General features: G+C 43.1%; 11 protein-coding genes. All 11 read left to right on the forward strand.

Translation table 11 applies throughout. The annotated features are described in order from the left end of the window. The first annotated feature begins 697 nt into the window (after positions 1-697). Positions 698-1,462, forward strand: a complete 765-nt coding sequence (locus tag D0T66_RS14440; protein ID WP_163358020.1) for a DeoR/GlpR family DNA-binding transcription regulator — start codon at positions 698-700, stop codon at positions 1,460-1,462. Positions 1,463-1,666: 204 nt separating this feature from the next. After that, the gene (gene glpA / locus D0T66_RS14445; RefSeq protein WP_163358021.1) at positions 1,667-3,307 is read left to right on the forward strand and encodes an anaerobic glycerol-3-phosphate dehydrogenase subunit A; all 1,641 of its coding nucleotides are present in this window, start codon (positions 1,667-1,669) and stop codon (positions 3,305-3,307) included. Next, complete coding sequence (glpB, locus tag D0T66_RS14450; RefSeq protein ID WP_163358022.1) at positions 3,304-4,563, forward strand: glycerol-3-phosphate dehydrogenase subunit GlpB; 1,260 nt, start codon at positions 3,304-3,306, stop codon at positions 4,561-4,563. Before glpA ends, glpB begins: the two co-directional genes overlap by 4 nt. A 2-nt stretch (positions 4,564-4,565) precedes the next feature. Beyond that, positions 4,566-5,780, forward strand: a complete 1,215-nt coding sequence (gene glpC / locus D0T66_RS14455; protein ID WP_163358023.1) for an anaerobic glycerol-3-phosphate dehydrogenase subunit GlpC — start codon at positions 4,566-4,568, stop codon at positions 5,778-5,780. A gap of 43 nt (positions 5,781-5,823) precedes the next feature. Further along, positions 5,824-6,012 (forward strand): hypothetical protein, encoded by a 189-nt coding sequence (locus D0T66_RS14460; RefSeq protein WP_163358024.1) that lies wholly within the window; start codon positions 5,824-5,826, stop codon positions 6,010-6,012. 144 nt (positions 6,013-6,156) lie between these two features. Further along, positions 6,157-7,500 (forward strand): glycerol-3-phosphate transporter, encoded by a 1,344-nt coding sequence (gene glpT / locus D0T66_RS14465; protein WP_163358025.1) that lies wholly within the window; start codon positions 6,157-6,159, stop codon positions 7,498-7,500. Positions 7,501-7,515: 15 nt separating this feature from the next. Then, positions 7,516-8,436 carry a glycerophosphodiester phosphodiesterase family protein gene (locus tag D0T66_RS14470; protein WP_221412235.1) on the forward strand — a complete coding sequence of 307 codons (921 nt, stop codon included), beginning with the start codon at positions 7,516-7,518 and terminating at the stop codon, positions 8,434-8,436. 50 nt (positions 8,437-8,486) lie between these two features. Next, complete coding sequence (locus D0T66_RS14475) at positions 8,487-9,482, forward strand: BACON domain-containing protein (protein ID WP_163358026.1); 996 nt, start codon at positions 8,487-8,489, stop codon at positions 9,480-9,482. A gap of 49 nt (positions 9,483-9,531) precedes the next feature. After that, positions 9,532-11,067, forward strand: a complete 1,536-nt coding sequence (locus D0T66_RS14480; protein WP_163358027.1) for a BACON domain-containing protein — start codon at positions 9,532-9,534, stop codon at positions 11,065-11,067. Between the two features lie 51 nt (positions 11,068-11,118). Continuing rightward, positions 11,119-14,094 carry a SusC/RagA family TonB-linked outer membrane protein gene (locus D0T66_RS14485; protein WP_163358028.1) on the forward strand — a complete coding sequence of 992 codons (2,976 nt, stop codon included), beginning with the start codon at positions 11,119-11,121 and terminating at the stop codon, positions 14,092-14,094. Positions 14,095-14,106: 12 nt separating this feature from the next. Beyond that, positions 14,107-15,816: a RagB/SusD family nutrient uptake outer membrane protein gene (locus D0T66_RS14490; RefSeq protein WP_163358029.1), complete on the forward strand. Its 1,710-nt coding sequence runs from the start codon at positions 14,107-14,109 to the stop codon at positions 15,814-15,816. Positions 15,817-15,818 lie beyond the last annotated feature (2 nt).

Here is a 15,818-nt window from a genome sequence, read left to right on the forward strand (position 1 = left end):
AAAGTTCTGTTTAAGTTTGGATGTAATCTCTAAGGTTAAAAAATATCAAATATTTTCACAGTTGAAGTTAGCCCTCTTTTCCGTGTCTAAATATTTTTACCCCTCACACTCTTTTCGAAATCGGGCCTACACTCTTTTCGAAATCGGGCCTACATAAATAATTATGAACATCTTAATCATAACTATATAGAGTCTTCCCTTAGTTTCTAATATCACAAAATTAATGAAAATATTTTAACAAGTATATGTTTTCTTTAAAAATATTTTAAACTCAAAACAGAATTGACCTCCAAGAAAAACATGAGGAAGTAAATCAGAAGATTTGCTGCTTTTGTTATGCCTTTTCCTGTAAAGAAAATTACGGAAGTAATTTCACGGAAACTTTTCGAAACAATTCGAAGTGTCTTAAAAGGGTGTCGAAATCAATCTGAGGGTAGCGGAGAAATATATTCTGTCCTAAAAAAATGTGGTATCCCTGTTTTTTTTGACGGATGGTAATTTGTTTGATAATCTATTGTTTAGCCTGTATTTTCCGATGTTTGGCGGGATGTTTTTATGTATTTATCTTTTTCTGAACACTAAATAGTTTGTTATTTTTTGTAATTTGTAATAATTTCGTATCTTCAAAACCGAAAGTATTACGTTCGTTATTCGAATTTAATCCGGTATAAAAAGGATAACTTAAACTTGTTTGAATATGGGAAATATAGCTCAAAGACATAAGATGATTTTAGATCGGATCAAGAAAGATGGTTTCGTTAAGGTGCAGGAGCTGAGTCGGGATTTTGATGTTTCGGAAGTAACTATCCGAAAAGATTTGAAATATCTCGAATCCCGAAAATTATTGCACCGGACGCACGGAAGCGCGAGTACATTGAGCTCGATAACGGTGGATAAGCATATTGATGAAAAAGAAAAGGTCAATATAGAAGAAAAAATAAGAATTGCCAAGGCTGCGAGTGCCCTGTTGAGACCAAATGATAAAATTATTATTGCTTCGGGTACAACCTTGCTTGCCTTTGCCAATGAGCTGGATATCGATTTTCCGCTGACCGTTATCACTTCTTCGGTCAAAGTTTCGTTGACCTTGTGCTACGACCCCAATATCGACATTGTGCAACTGGGCGGTACGATGCGGAAGAACTCTGTATCTGTTATCGGGCACTTTGCCGAAGATATGCTGAATTCCCTGTCCTTTAATAAATTGTTTCTGGGTGTCGATGGGCTGGATTTCTCGAATGGGCTTACGACCAGCGATTTGAGCGAGGCATATATAAATAAAAAGATGATAAACGCATCGCAGGAGATAATTGTGCTGACCGATTCTTCCAAATTCGGAGAAACAGGCTTTTGTAAGATTTGCGAACTCGATAAGGTACACCATATAATAACTGACACCAATGCCCCGAGCCATATGATTTCGATGATAGAGGAGACCGGAATAAAAGTGACATTGGTTTAGTTCCGATATAAAACGAAATATTTTTGTTGCGAAAAAGTCCATAATTTATGGGCTTTTTTGTTTTATATGCTAAAAAACATTTATAGCTATATCATTTTTTTGCCCAAAAAGTTTTGATTTCTTCCGTTTATTGATTTTATTTGTATCAAATTGTTTCGATTTGGATAAAGTCCAGTTGTTTTTTAGGATTTATTTAATAAAATAATGAAAGAATTCGATGCGATAATAATAGGAGGAGGGGCAACAGGAGCCGGAATAGCGCGCGATTGCGCTAAACGGGGGATTGCTGTTCTGCTTCTTGAACAATCAGATATTGCTACGGGAGCTACCGGACGCAATCATGGATTGTTGCATAGCGGTGCGCGTTATGCCGTCCATGATTACGAATCGGCAAAAGAATGTATCGACGAAAATAATATCCTGAAAAAAATAGCTCCTCATTGTCTTACTCCATCGGGAGGTTTATTCCTTACACTTCCCGAAGATGATTTGGATTATCAGCAGGTTTTTGTAGAAGCTTGTTATAGAGCCGGCATCAAAGCCGAAGTAATCGACCCGAAAGAGGCGTTGCGAATCGAGCCATCGGCTAATCCACAGATAACAGGTGCAGTAAAAGTGCCCGACGGATCGGTCGACCCTTTCCGCTTGACCTTGTCGAATATTCTGGATGCTAAAAAACATGGGGCAACTGTCTACACCTATCACGAAGTGCTGAAGGTATTGAGAAATGGAGACAGCGTACAAGGCGTTTCCGTTTGGGATAAGATAACAAAGACAGAGAAAAAGATTTACGCACCTATCGTTGTGAATGCTGCCGGAATCTGGGGGCAGAGAATGACGCTCTATGCCGATATCAATCCGGTGAAAATGCTTCCGGCCAAAGGTTCGCTGCTCATTATGGGGCATCGCCTGAATAATATTGTATTAAATCGCTGCCGCAAGCCTGCCGATGCCGATATATTGGTGCCGGGCGAAACGGTTTCGGTTATTGGTACTACCTCGATGCGTATCCCATACGAAGAGATTGACAATCTGACGATAACGACTAAGGAAGTCGACGACCTGATAGAAGGGGGCAGCCAGCTCGCTCCTGTTTTGGCAAAGACCAGAATCCTCCGCGCTTATGCCGGAATACGTCCGTTAGTTGCTGCCGATACCGATGCGGGAGGGCGCAATATCAGCCGCGGAATCGTGTTGCTTGATCATGAAAAACGCGACGGGCTGAAAGGCTTTATAAGCATAGTAGGGGGGAAATTAGTGACATACCGCCTGATGGCCGAAATGGCTACCGATTTGATTTGTGAGAAGATGAATCTTTCGGTAAGCTGTACGACCGCAACCGATAAATTGCCGGGCGCTTCGGCGGAAGAGGATATGGCTATACATTCGAACCGTTCGATTTCTGCCATGCAGAAACATGCGCTGGCATCGCGTTACGGAGACTTGTCGAATGGCATGTCTTCCGAAATAAAGAAAAAATCACTGGTGTGTGAATGTGAAGAGATATTAGCGGACGAAATACGCGCTTCCATCCATAAATTTCATATAAGCAGTTTGTCGGATCTCCGCCGCAGGACACGCTTGGGCATGGGAACCTGTCAGGGTACGCTTTGTGCTTGCCGGGCAGCCGGTATTATGAGCGAAGAAAAGGTAAGATGCGACTACGATGCCAAGCAGGATTTGCTTGATTTCCTGAATGAAAGATGGAAAGGGATGCTTCCTATTGCATGGGGCGAAACGTTGCGCGAAAGTGAATATATGACTTGGCTCTATCGCGGATTGTTTGGTATATTTGCCCAACAAAAACCGTTGCCGAAAGAAACCGTAAGTGCAGTAAAAATATGAGATTCGATACTATAATAATAGGAGGAGGGCTTGCCGGCTTGATTTGCGGAATCAGGCTTGCCGGACATAATCAGCGATGTGCTATTGTCTCATCGGGACGGAGCTCTATGTACTCCTTTTCGGGTTCTTTCGATTTGTTAGGAAATGTTTCTAACGAAGAATCGCTGTATAGCTTATCGGATTCGCTTTTACAATTGGTAAACGAAAATAAAAAACATCCTTATTCGAAAATAGGATTATCCCGATTCGAAACTTTAATCGGCGAATTTCATACCATACTCAATAGATTGGGCATACCCACAAAAGGCAATGCCCGCGAAAATCATTTCAGATTGACGCCAATGGGTACACTCCGGCCGGCATGGTTGTCTGCAGACTGTGTGGCTGCCAGCCCATTGGCAGATCAATTGCCGTGGAAAAAAGTAGCTGTTTGCAACCTACAGGGATTTATGGACTTTCCGCATCAGCTATTAGCCAAGCAGCTGCTTTCTTCCGGTGTAGATGCGACAATCCATTCTCTGGATCTTCGTTTTCTGGATGCAATAGGGCAAAATTCGACCGAAATGCGATCGGTAAGTATTGCCCGTCTGCTCGAAAAACAAGAAAACCTGGAGGAACTGGCCAATGCACTGAACCGGATTGCAAAAGGGCACGACGCTCTTTTGCTGCCTGCCGTATTGTATAGTGCCGAAGGTAAAGCTTTTGAGAAGTTGAGAAATATGGTACTCGACACCGAACTGTTTATGCTGCCCACCATGCCTCCGTCCGTCATCGGGCTGGAAATAGAATCGGCGCTTATTGCCGAGTTCAAAAGGCTTGGAGGAGCATTTTTCGGCGGCGATTCAGTCCTGAAAGGAGAAATCCAATCGGATAAGGTACACCATATAAATACAGCCAATCACGGAGATATTGCTATGCTTGCCGACAACTATGTGTTGGCTACAGGCAGTTTCTTTAATAAAGGATTGGTTGCTACCCATAACTCCGTCTACGAACCTGTATTCGGATGCGATGTTGCATATCTGCCCAACCGGGAAGACTGGTATACCAACAACCTGTTCGAACGGCAGGAATATTTAGGATTCGGGGTCGAAACGACAACGGATTTTAAAACCCTCTCGGGAGGTAAGCCCGTAGAGAATTTATACGCCATAGGCGCTGTGTTGTCGGACTATAATCCCGTCGAGGAAGGTAGTGGAGCAGGTGTAGCCCTGTTGACAGCATTGTGCGTTGCCAACCATATATTGAAGCTATAAATATGGATTTGAAGTTGTTACATACAAGCCCTAATAATTTTGAAGAATGTACTAAATGTACAATCTGTACTACGGTTTGTCCTTTATTGAATATAGTCGAGCTATTTCCCGGCCCTAAGCATGCAGGTCCCGATGGGGAGCGCCTGCGCCTGATGGACCCGAAATTGTACGACGAAGCTTTAAAATATTGCCTGAACTGTAAACGCTGCGAAGTAGCCTGTCCGTCCGATGTGCGCATCGGCGATATTATACAGGCTGCACGGATAGAATATGGTAAAACGGGTTTCAGTCTGCGGAACTTCCTGTTGGCCAATACCGATTTGGTCGGAACGCTGTCTACTACGATGGCGCCGCTTGTGAATGCGACCATCAAGACAAAGCCGGTGCGAAAGGTGATGGATGCCGTGCTGAAGATCGATCATCGCCGTATCTTCCCGAAATATACATCGCAGACATTCGAAAGCTGGTACAAAAAACAAGCAAATACACAAAAACAATTCAAAGAGCAGGTTTCTTTCTTTCATGGGTGTTATGTGAACTACAACTTTCCTCAGTTGGGGAAAGATTTGGTGAAAGTTTTCAATGCATTGGGCATAGGTGTTCAATTGCTTAAGAAGGAAAAATGCTGCGGAGTGGCGCTCATCTCAAATGGCTTCATCGATCAGGCGAAACGCCAAGCTGAGGTGAACGTGGCATCTCTGCGCGAATCTATTGTGGATAAAAATATCCCTGTCGTGGGGACTTCCTCTACCTGTATCATGACCTTGCGCGACGAATATCCGCATCTGCTGGATATCGATAACGCGGACATCCGCGACAAAACGGAATTGGCTACCCGGTATATCTATCGGCTGCTGACGCAGGGTAAAGCAAACTTGAAACCGAATGCGAAAAAGATAAAAGTGGCATATCATACGGCATGCCATATGGAAAAAATGGGATGGGCTTATTATTCGATAGAATTGCTTAAGTTGATCCCGAATATCGAAGTCTACGAACTGCAATCGCAATGCTGCGGTATTGCCGGTACGTATGGCTTTAAGCGGGAGAATTACGAAGCTTCGCAAGCTATCGGACAATCGCTGTTCGAGCAGATAGAATCGCTCGATATCGATTTTGTCGTGTCCGATTGCGAAACATGTAAGTGGCAAATAGAGATGTCTACATCACGCCAGTGTATTCATCCAATCTCTGTACTGGCTCAGGCTTTAGACTGAGTGCCTTTGCGAAATACAAATTCTAATCAAGAAAACTAAATGTATGAAAAAGATGGAACAGATAGAAGCACACATCGACAAATCAGCAGCGCAAATCGACTATTTGAAAGTAAAACTTTCGAATGAGGCACAGGATTGTATGTACATCGGCATTTTGGGCATCATAAGGGAAATATTCAATCTGATAGACTTCCCAGCTAAATTAATCAAGAAAAAGCCACAGGGAGAGTAGGGCATAGGGGCAGTGAGTCTTAACCTGAATTTAAATATAAGGTGTGAGGAGCTTAACTTCCGTGCTTTTCCTTTGCGAAGAGAAAATTCAAAACGAAATAATTGATCACTATTTAAAATAAACGTTTAACCTAAATTGAGAACCATGTGGAATTTTTTTAAACCGCCTGCACACAAACCGATGAAGGGCAAAGACGAGATTGACCCTCATTATAAAAAGATGAGACGAAATGTCTTTTTAGGTGCATTTATCGGGTATGCAGGGTACTACTTCATTCGCAAAAACTTTTCTTTGGCAATGCCGGATTTGATAGAAACAGGATTCGATGCTGCCGATTTGGGTATTGCAAGTGGAGCTATTTCTATTGCATACGGCCTCAGCAAGTTTGTAATGGGAAGCGTTTCCGACAGGAGTAATTCGCGTATATTCCTGAGTGTCGGGCTGATATTATCAGCTATCACCATGATTGCGATGGGACTTATTCCGGCGCTTACATCTTCGGTCGTCGTTATGTGTGTTGTACTTTTCATCAATGGATGGTTTCAGGGAATGGGTTGGCCTCCGTGCGGACGGATTATGACGCATTGGTTTTCGGCCAATGAGCGCGGAACCAAAATGGCTATCTGGAATGTGGCGCACAATGTCGGCGGAGCATTAATGCCTTTGCTTGCCATATTAGGAGTTGCCATATTCGGCGACTGGCATGCTAAACTGTTCTTTCCGGGGATTGCTGCTGTATTTATAGCCTTTGTGGCTTATATACTGATTCGGGATACCCCGCAATCGGAAGGCTTACCTAATATAGAAGAATACCGGAACGACTATCCTACCACATACGACAAGAGCCAGGAAAAGGAATTCTCGATGAAGCAGATATTTCTGGATTATGTATTGACTAACAGGCTGCTTTGGCTTGTAGCATTTGCCAATGCCTTTATATACCTCGTACGTTATGGTGTTCTCGACTGGGCACCTTTGTATCTGACCAATATAAAGCATAGTTCGACTGTTGGGGGAAGTATCGGTGTATTTTCCTACGAAATAGCAGGTATCGTCGGCACATTGCTTTGCGGATGGATGTCCGACAAACTTTTCAAAGGTCGCCGCGCTCCGGCCATCATCTTGTACATGCTCCTGGTTATGGTCGCTGTATTTGTTTACTGGCAAAATCCGGCAGGGAATCCACTTGTCGATAACATAGCCTTGTTTGCGATAGGTTTCCTTATCTATGGGCCGGTGATGATGATCGGTGTACAAGCATTGGATTTAGTTCCTAAGAAAGCAGCAGGAACAGCCGCAGGGCTTACCGGCTTCTTCGGCTATGTTGTAGGAGCTCTTTTCTCGAACGTAGCTTTCGGCTTTATTATTAAACATTTCGGATGGGATGCTGCATTCATCATCCTGATTGTTGCCTGTCTAATTTCTATTCTATTCACTGCAACCACATGGAACAAGGAAAAGAAAATACATGGAGTTGATAATTCATAATATAAAACTAAAACCGTGAAAGCATTGAAAAACTTAACTTATCTATTACTACTCACCTTTCTTGTCGGTTGTGGCGGTTCGAAGACAGACCAGCAAGCAACCGAAACTGGCAAGGTGCTGTTTGATGAACAGGCGCACCGGGGGGGACGCGGGCTGATGCCCGAAAATACCATCCCTGCCATGCTCGACGCTATCGACAGGGGTGTGACTACTCTCGAGCTGGATTTGCAGATATCGAAAGACAAGAAAGTCATCGTTTCGCACGATCCTTATTTCAATATGGATATTACTACTTTGCCCGATGGAGGTTATCTGACCAAAGACGAGGCAAAAAACCGGGTGCTTTATACCATGGATTACGACAGCATAAAGAAGTATGATGTGGGCATAAAAGGTAACCCGAAATTCCCTGATCAAAAGCGTATGGAAGCGGTAAAGCCTCTCCTTTTCGACCTGATAAAAGCTTCGGAAGAGCATGCTGCCGAACAGGGGAAAAAGATGTATTACAATATCGAAATAAAATCGAAAGCGAATGGCGATGATAAGATACATCCGCCTGTTCCCGAATTTGTGGATCTGGCAATGAAGGTGATAACTGACGGAGGTATAAAAGACCGCACTACTATCCAGTCGTTCGATGTGAGGGCATTGAAATACCTGCACGAACGCTATCCGGATGTTACCCTCTCTTACCTGATAGGCAAGAAAGATGACAAACCGGTGAAGGAACTATTTGACGCATTGGGCTTTGTGCCTCAGGTATTAAGTCCCGAATATGTGATTGTAACCGATACGATGATCAGCGATTGCCACCAGATGAATGTCAAGATTCTGCCATGGACTATCAATGACAAAGACGAAATACAACGGCAAAAAAATATGGGGGTAGACGGCATTATAACAGACTATCCGAATCTCTTTCGACTTGTAGAATAAATTTAAAGAAGAACATTATATACTAAACTAATTCATTTAAGAAAATCACTATGAAAACAATTCATGCGAGAAGCATTTTATATGCTTTGTGTATAATTATTGTGGGGCAGGTATTTTTTGCCTGTTCGGAGCATGACAACTCCAAGGATCCTGAAACAAGACTCTCTGTGGATAAATTGGAACTGACTGTTATACGTACGGGAAGGCTCAGTACCGGAAATAAAGCTTCGTTGTCGATATTGGCAAACAGAGGTTACGAATTGAGCAGCGATGTAGATTGGATAACAGTAGACAAGCCTAAGGGCGAAGGTCTTACGGATGTTGTCCTCGAGGTAGAGGAGAACAATACGAATGCTGTTCGCACAGGCCGATTGACCGTAACCAGCAAAGACCGTACTGAAACTATTCTGGTAACTCAAACAATGGATGAGGATACTGATGATGGCGAAGCGGTGGGATATGTCTATCTCAACGAAGATTTTTCTTGGTTCGAACAATATGGCGGACAAGATCAGGTGATGCATCCCGATCAAGGTTCAACTGTCCCTATGCGCAACCAGGCGAATGCTGTTCAAGTCTTTACAGAGCGGGGTTACGAAGAATTTAATTATTCGGGTAATGCCTTCTATATGGCTAAACACTATCTGAAGATGGGTAAAAATAATACTCAAAATGGATTGGTTATTAAACTGCAAACGATTGCAAAAGGCAAATCGACCAATATCAAACTGACATTTGATGCGGCTCCGGTAGTATCGATTACAGGAACAGGTGAAAGCGTGGTACTTACAGGTATCGACGGAACATCCATTTCTGTAGAAAAGTTGGAAGGACCGGGAACAATCAACAACTCATCAGCTAAAGTGAGTGATCCTATATCTTTGGGTTCTGTCACTTCTTGGGGACAATGGGTAACAGGCGAAGTAACGCTTTACGGAGTTACGTCTAAGACAAAAATTGTAATCCGTTCGACACAACAGGGCGAAAGTGGTTATAAGCGCTGGTATCTGGATAATGTGAAAATGGTGAAAGCGCCAAGAGACTAATGGCTATATCACGAAATAGATGAATTAATAAAATAAATATCATACAGAAATGAGTAATCGAAATTTGATATACAAAGTTTTAGGATGGAGCACCATATTACTGGCGACGGTATTATTTGGTTCGTGCTCGGATGAAAATGGAATGGATGCCTTTCTGGACGTATCAAAGTCTGAAATAGAACTGACTTATAGAGGCTTAACGGAAGATGGCAATCAGGCAAACTTCGAAGTAGGTGCCAGCCAGCCGTGGGAAGTAATCAGCAAGGATGAATGGATTACATTGAACCATACATCGGGCGAAAGAGGTAGAATAACCTTGTTTATTTCTGCCCCTATGGTGGATATACACGGAGGACGCGAAGGTACGATTGTGATACAAAGCGGTAAATCGACCGAAGTAGTCTCTATCGTCCAGAATAAGAAAATCGAGGCCCTGACTATAACACCAGCTGAGATAACAGTGGGTAAATCAGGATTGTTGGTTAGCGGAGATAAACCTACTGCCGACCTGAATACAAACTCCGATTGGCGAATAGAATCGGATCAGACATGGTTAGTCCCTAATATACTGACAGGTACGGAAGGTGACTACGAAATAACATTCAACCTCGAGCATAATAACACTACACAGAACCGTACGGCTAAAGTGATGGTGTATAGCGGAGAATTGAAAGACTCGGTGATGGTGAAACAGACTACTGATGGTTTAAAAGCTTCTATGTCCAGAATTTTGGCAAATAAGAATGGCAATACCGAAGGAAATGTAAATTCATTCACTGTGAGCTCTTATGCCAATTGGACAGCTACCAGCGATTCGTGGATTACAGTTACTCCTGCAACAGGAGGCGTAGGAAAGAGTACTGTTACATTCAGCATCGACCCGAATACAGGAAGTGCAGAACGGACAGGAAAAATAACATTCACCAGCGAAGATGGCTTGATAGCAGAGGTAGACGTTATACAAACGGCAACATTATCGGTATATGATGACGATGGTCAGGCTATCGGCTATGTTTACCTGAACGAAGACTTCTCGTGGTGTACTCAATTCGGTGGGCAAGACCAGGTAGCAAATCCTGCAACTTACTCAACGATAGCTATCTATAGTAATGCCGCTGCTAAGGCAGAATTCGATGCGCAAGGATATGAAGACTTTAACCCTTCAGTAAAAGCTATGTATTTGGCTGCCCATTATCTCAAGATGAATAAAGGAAATAATCAAACTGGATTTGTGATTCCGTCGATTCCGAATATTGCAGACCGAAAAGCCACCAATATGAAGCTTTCTTTTGATTCAGCACCGAATATCAATACTTCCGGAGTTCAAGATGTTGTTGATATAACTGTTGAAATATTATCAGGTCCGGGGTCGGTTGATGTAAATGATGGTACAACGAAAGTTAGTGCTCCGACACGAATCACTGTTGCTTCGTTCAACCAGTGGGATAACATGAGCTTCGTGCTATATGGAGCCACGGCTGAAACAAAAGTGGTGATAAGAACAACCAAGCAAGGTGAAAGTGGACAGTATAGATGGTTCCTCGATAACGTGAAGTTTGAAAAACATAGCGTGTTAGCACCATAAATCTGATACTAACTAAGTAAAGAAAAACAAAAAGAATATAAAACATAATACATGAAAAGCATTATGAATATAAAGAAAGCAAGAGGCTTCATCACATCATGCCTGATGATATGCCTCATCGGGTTATTCCCATCTTTTGCTATAGCCCAGGACAAGATTTCGGTTTCGGGTACTGTAACCGACAAAGACGGGGAAGCACTGATTGGTGTGAGTGTTGTGGTGAAAGGGGATGAAGCGAATGGCGTTATGACTGATATCGACGGAAGTTATATCATCAATGCCGCTCCTACTGCTGTTCTGAAATTTTCGTATGTCGGCTATCAAACGATGGAAGAAAAGGTTCAGAACCGCACGACTATAAATATACGAATGGAAGAAAATACCAATCAATTGGAAGAAGTCGTAGTGGTCGGTTACGGAACGATGGAGAAACGTGCCATCACAACATCCGTATCGTCTATCAAAGGGGATAACCTGACGACCGGTCTCGGAGGTGCAACAATTGCTACCGCCTTGCAAGGTAAGATTCCGGGATTGACTATTTCCGGCACATCCAGTCCGAACTCTTCTAATGGATTCCAGCTTCGTGGGGTAGCCTCTGTTAATGCAAGCTCGGGTCCGCTCGTTGTTATCGACGGGATACCCGGTGGTGATATGCGTTCGCTTAACCAGGAAGATATTGAGTCTATCGATGTATTGAAAGATGCTTCAGCAGGTGCTATCTATGGTACACGTGCTGCCGGCGGTGTAATCCTGATTACAACTAAACAGGCAAAAACCGGAGGTGTGAAATTGAGATATACCGGTGAAGTATCGATGGAAACAATCCGCAAAAGACCGGAAGTTCTCTCAGCGAGCCAATATATTGAAAGAGGTGTGGGTGCAGATTATGGTGGTGATACGGATTGGTATAACGAGTTGACGCGTGACAATCCTATCTCGAACCGTCATGTCATAAATATTTCGGGAGGATCGGAAAATGCCTTGATTTATACGACCTTTACTACACAAGACCAGAAAGGTATTGTGATCGGCGATGCCCGCCGCGACTTCTCAGGACGTATCAATACGACATTCAAATTGTTGGAAGGAAAAGTTGAAATCAAAACAAACACGGAATACCGTCAGACGAAGAGAGATCAACGAAATTCATCTTCTACATTCAATATGGCACTCGCGTTGAATCCAACTATTCCGGTGTATGATGCTTCCACTCCGAGCGGATATAACATCAAGAACGGATTTGGTACTGACTATAACCCTGTAGCTGATATTATGCTGAAAAGCTATGATGGAAAAGACAGATGGTTGCTGACCGACGCTACTATGAAGATAAAGCTTACAGATGAGCTTTCTGCTACCGGAACAATCGGTTATCAGGAAGCAGACTGGCAATTGACTACTTACCGCTCGGCTCAACATAAAGAATCGGAATCGGGACAGAGAGGGTCTGCTTATCATGGTTATGACAAAAACAGACGTACATCTGTCGATGCATACTTGACATACGACAAAACGTTTGCAGAAGTACATCGCCTGAATGCTGTCGGAGGTTATAGTTTCTGGGAATATAACCGCAGCTATTTCAATATGACAAACGGCGACTTCCCTATCGATGGAGTTGGTGCATGGGATATGTCTTCGGGTATGGACCTGACTAACGGAAACGGTAAAGCTGCGATGAATTCGTACAAAGCACCAAGAGAAAGACTGATGGCTTTCTTCGGACGTGTAAACTATACCTTCAACGAAAAGTATATGTTGACAGCCAGTATCCGCCACGAAGGATCGTCTAAGTTCGGTAAAAACAACCGTTGGGGAGACTTCTGGGCAATCTCGGGAGGATGGCGCGTATCTGACGAGAAATTCATTAAAGAGAACTTCGATTTCGTTTCGGAATTTAAAGTTCGTCTGGGATATGGTGTGACTGGTAACAACGGTTTCGGAACAGGCTATACGACACGTATGTATACTTCTAACCAGATGTGGCCGACAAACGGTATCTGGAATCCGGGATACGGATCGAAACGAAACGTAAACCCTGACCTGAAATGGGAAGAAAAATCCGAGTTGAACTTCGGTTTCGACTATGCATTCTTCAACAACCGCCTCTATGGTAAGTTCGATATATACAACCGTAAGGTAGACGACATGCTATACGAAGTAAATGCACCTATGCCTCCGATGACGCATACCACCATCATGAAAAATGTGGGTAGCCTCCAGAATAGAGGTTGGGAATTTGAAATCGGTGGAGACATTATCAAAACCAAGGATTTCTCCTATTCCACAACTATGCGTTTCTCTCAAAATACCTCGAAAATAAAGGATATGGGCGATGCTGGTTATTATTTGGATGAAGTAGCTTTTCCTTCTCCAGGAAACCCAGGGAAAGCAGTTCGACTGACAAACGGAACAGAAATAGGTAAGTTCTTTATCTTCAAATATGCAGGTTTAGACGAGAATGGTAAATTCCTGATATACGACAAAGATAACAATGTGGTACCGGCAAATGACAAAACCCTTATTGCAGCCAACAAACGCCATATGGGCAATGCGATGCCGAAGTTGATTGCTTCGTGGGATCACAATTTCAGTTATCGTAATTTCGATATGTCTGTTTCGTTGCGTAGCTGGATCGATTATGATGTTTTCAGCCAGGTAAACATGTATTACGGAATCGAAAACGGATCGCAGACAAACGTCCTGAAGAAAGCATTCGGCTATTATAGCGCTATCGATGACGAAAAAGTTCTTTGTGACCTTTGGTTGTCTGACGGTACTTTCCTCAAAATCGATGCTATCAATTTAGGATATACACTCAATGCGAAGAAATATACCAAATATATGGATAAAGCCCGTTTCTATCTGACGATGAGAGATGTTGCCATGTTTACCAAATACAAAGGTGTGAACCCTGAGGTAAACCTCAACGGTCTGACTCCGGGCTTTGAGTATATCAAAGATAAAGATACGATGTATCCTCAAACAATTCGTTTCACATTAGGTGTACAATTAACATTCTAAACCAATATTATTATGAAGAATATAAATATAAAATATCTGAAAGGATTAGGAATTGGACTAATCGCATCTGTGCTGCTCGGTTCGTGTAGCTTGGATGAGAAATATTATTCAGAATCGACGCCTGATAATTTCTTTACCTCGCCCGACAATGCTTATGCCGTATTGAGCCGTCCGTTTACGCACTGGCGCTGGTATGTAGGTAACGATCGCTGGTATCTTCAGGAGTTAACAACCGACGAAATGGTAGCGCCAAGACGCGGTTCGGACTGGTACAACAGTGGCGAATACTATCGTCTGCACTATCATACATGGAGTGCCGAAGACCGTTTCATTGTAAATACTTACGATGGTACAACGGGAGGAATCTCCCGGGCATTGGAAGCCAAGGAAGACCTGTCGGGAGTAAATTATAATTCGATAGGGTTGACAGATGTGGACAAAGACGACCATATCCAGCAGTTAGAATCCATTATTGCCTACTTCTATATGAAAGGCTTGGACTACTTCGGGGGGATGCCTATCTACGAATCTACCGAAGAACCGTTGAAAGGTCGTTCGACAGCCGAGGAAACGTTCAACCATATCGAAACACTTCTGACAAATGCGATTCCTAAGCTGAAACAGAAAACACAACTCGTTCCGGCTACTACGCACGATGGATATATCAGCCAGGCAGCGGCAGCGTCACTGCTCGCTCAGCTATACTTCAATGCCAATGCTTATATCGGAAGAGATATGTTCAGCGAATGTGCTACGATCTGTCAGGATATAATCGACGGCGATTATGGTGCATACGACTTGGCTGACACATGGTGGGAGCCACAAGGATTCGATAACGGATTATCTCCTGAAATCATCTGGGCTGTGCCTTCCGAATACGGAAAATTACAATGGGACTGGTATTTCAAGTATTTCTATCATTATAACTCTTTCAAATACTTCGATTCGGAAACGGCTGGTTACAACGGGTTTATCCTGACGCCATCCCGCAAACCGACAGGAGCTGTTTACACAGAATATAAATTAGGAAATACCTACGAGAAATTCCACAACCAGGATGTAAGGAAGAAGCCATACCGCTACTTCGGAAACAAATCTTACGAAGGGATGTTCTTAGTTGGGTCACAAGTTAACCCGAATAACCCGACTATGGTTTGCGAAGGACAGAAAGAGTATAAAGGACAGGTAATTAACCTCGTCGATATGGTTGCCCGTTTCTCCGAAGTAGGGTCAAAATATCCGTCTGTTTCCGCTTTACCGTCTACCATGGAAGATGGTGAAGAAAACTCGGGAATCCGTTTGGTTAAATCGCCTCAACCGAATATGACCGATATACATTTGCGCTACAATCCCGATTGTCCTGTAATCCGCTTAGCTGAAATATATTACATGCTTGCAGAGTGTAAAATGCGTGCAGGAGATAAAGCTGGTGCTGCCACTTTGATTAATAAGGTGAGAGCCCGTAACTTTGTCGGAGGAAGTGATCCGAATCCTGTTACAAGCGCTAATCTGGACGAATACAGAATGTTGGATGAATGGATGGTGGAATTTGTAGGAGAAGGACAAGCTCGCAGGCGTACAGATTTGATCCGTTGGGGCAAATTTGTAACGGATTCTTGGTGGGATCATACACCGAGCAATGATCCTACGAGAAATATTTTCCCTATCCCGAATACGGCTATTGCAGCAAACGGCTTGATAGAACAAAATCCGGGATATTAATT

It is taken from the genome of Dysgonomonas sp. 25, assembly GCF_010501075.1.
Taxonomy (GTDB): Bacteria; Bacteroidota; Bacteroidia; order Bacteroidales; family Dysgonomonadaceae; genus Dysgonomonas.

Coding starts and splice junctions, on each gene's coding strand:
- D0T66_RS14440 (WP_163358020.1), top strand. CDS start 698: ATGGGAAATATAGCTCAAAGACATAAGATGATTTTAGATCGGATCAAG.
- glpA (WP_163358021.1), top strand. CDS start 1,667: ATGAAAGAATTCGATGCGATAATAATAGGAGGAGGGGCAACAGGAGCC.
- glpB (WP_163358022.1), top strand. CDS start 3,304: ATGAGATTCGATACTATAATAATAGGAGGAGGGCTTGCCGGCTTGATT.
- glpC (WP_163358023.1), top strand. CDS start 4,566: ATGGATTTGAAGTTGTTACATACAAGCCCTAATAATTTTGAAGAATGT.
- D0T66_RS14460 (WP_163358024.1), top strand. CDS start 5,824: ATGAAAAAGATGGAACAGATAGAAGCACACATCGACAAATCAGCAGCG.
- glpT (WP_163358025.1), top strand. CDS start 6,157: ATGTGGAATTTTTTTAAACCGCCTGCACACAAACCGATGAAGGGCAAA.
- D0T66_RS14475 (WP_163358026.1), top strand. CDS start 8,487: ATGAAAACAATTCATGCGAGAAGCATTTTATATGCTTTGTGTATAATT.
- D0T66_RS14480 (WP_163358027.1), top strand. CDS start 9,532: ATGAGTAATCGAAATTTGATATACAAAGTTTTAGGATGGAGCACCATA.
- D0T66_RS14485 (WP_163358028.1), top strand. CDS start 11,119: ATGAAAAGCATTATGAATATAAAGAAAGCAAGAGGCTTCATCACATCA.
- D0T66_RS14490 (WP_163358029.1), top strand. CDS start 14,107: ATGAAGAATATAAATATAAAATATCTGAAAGGATTAGGAATTGGACTA.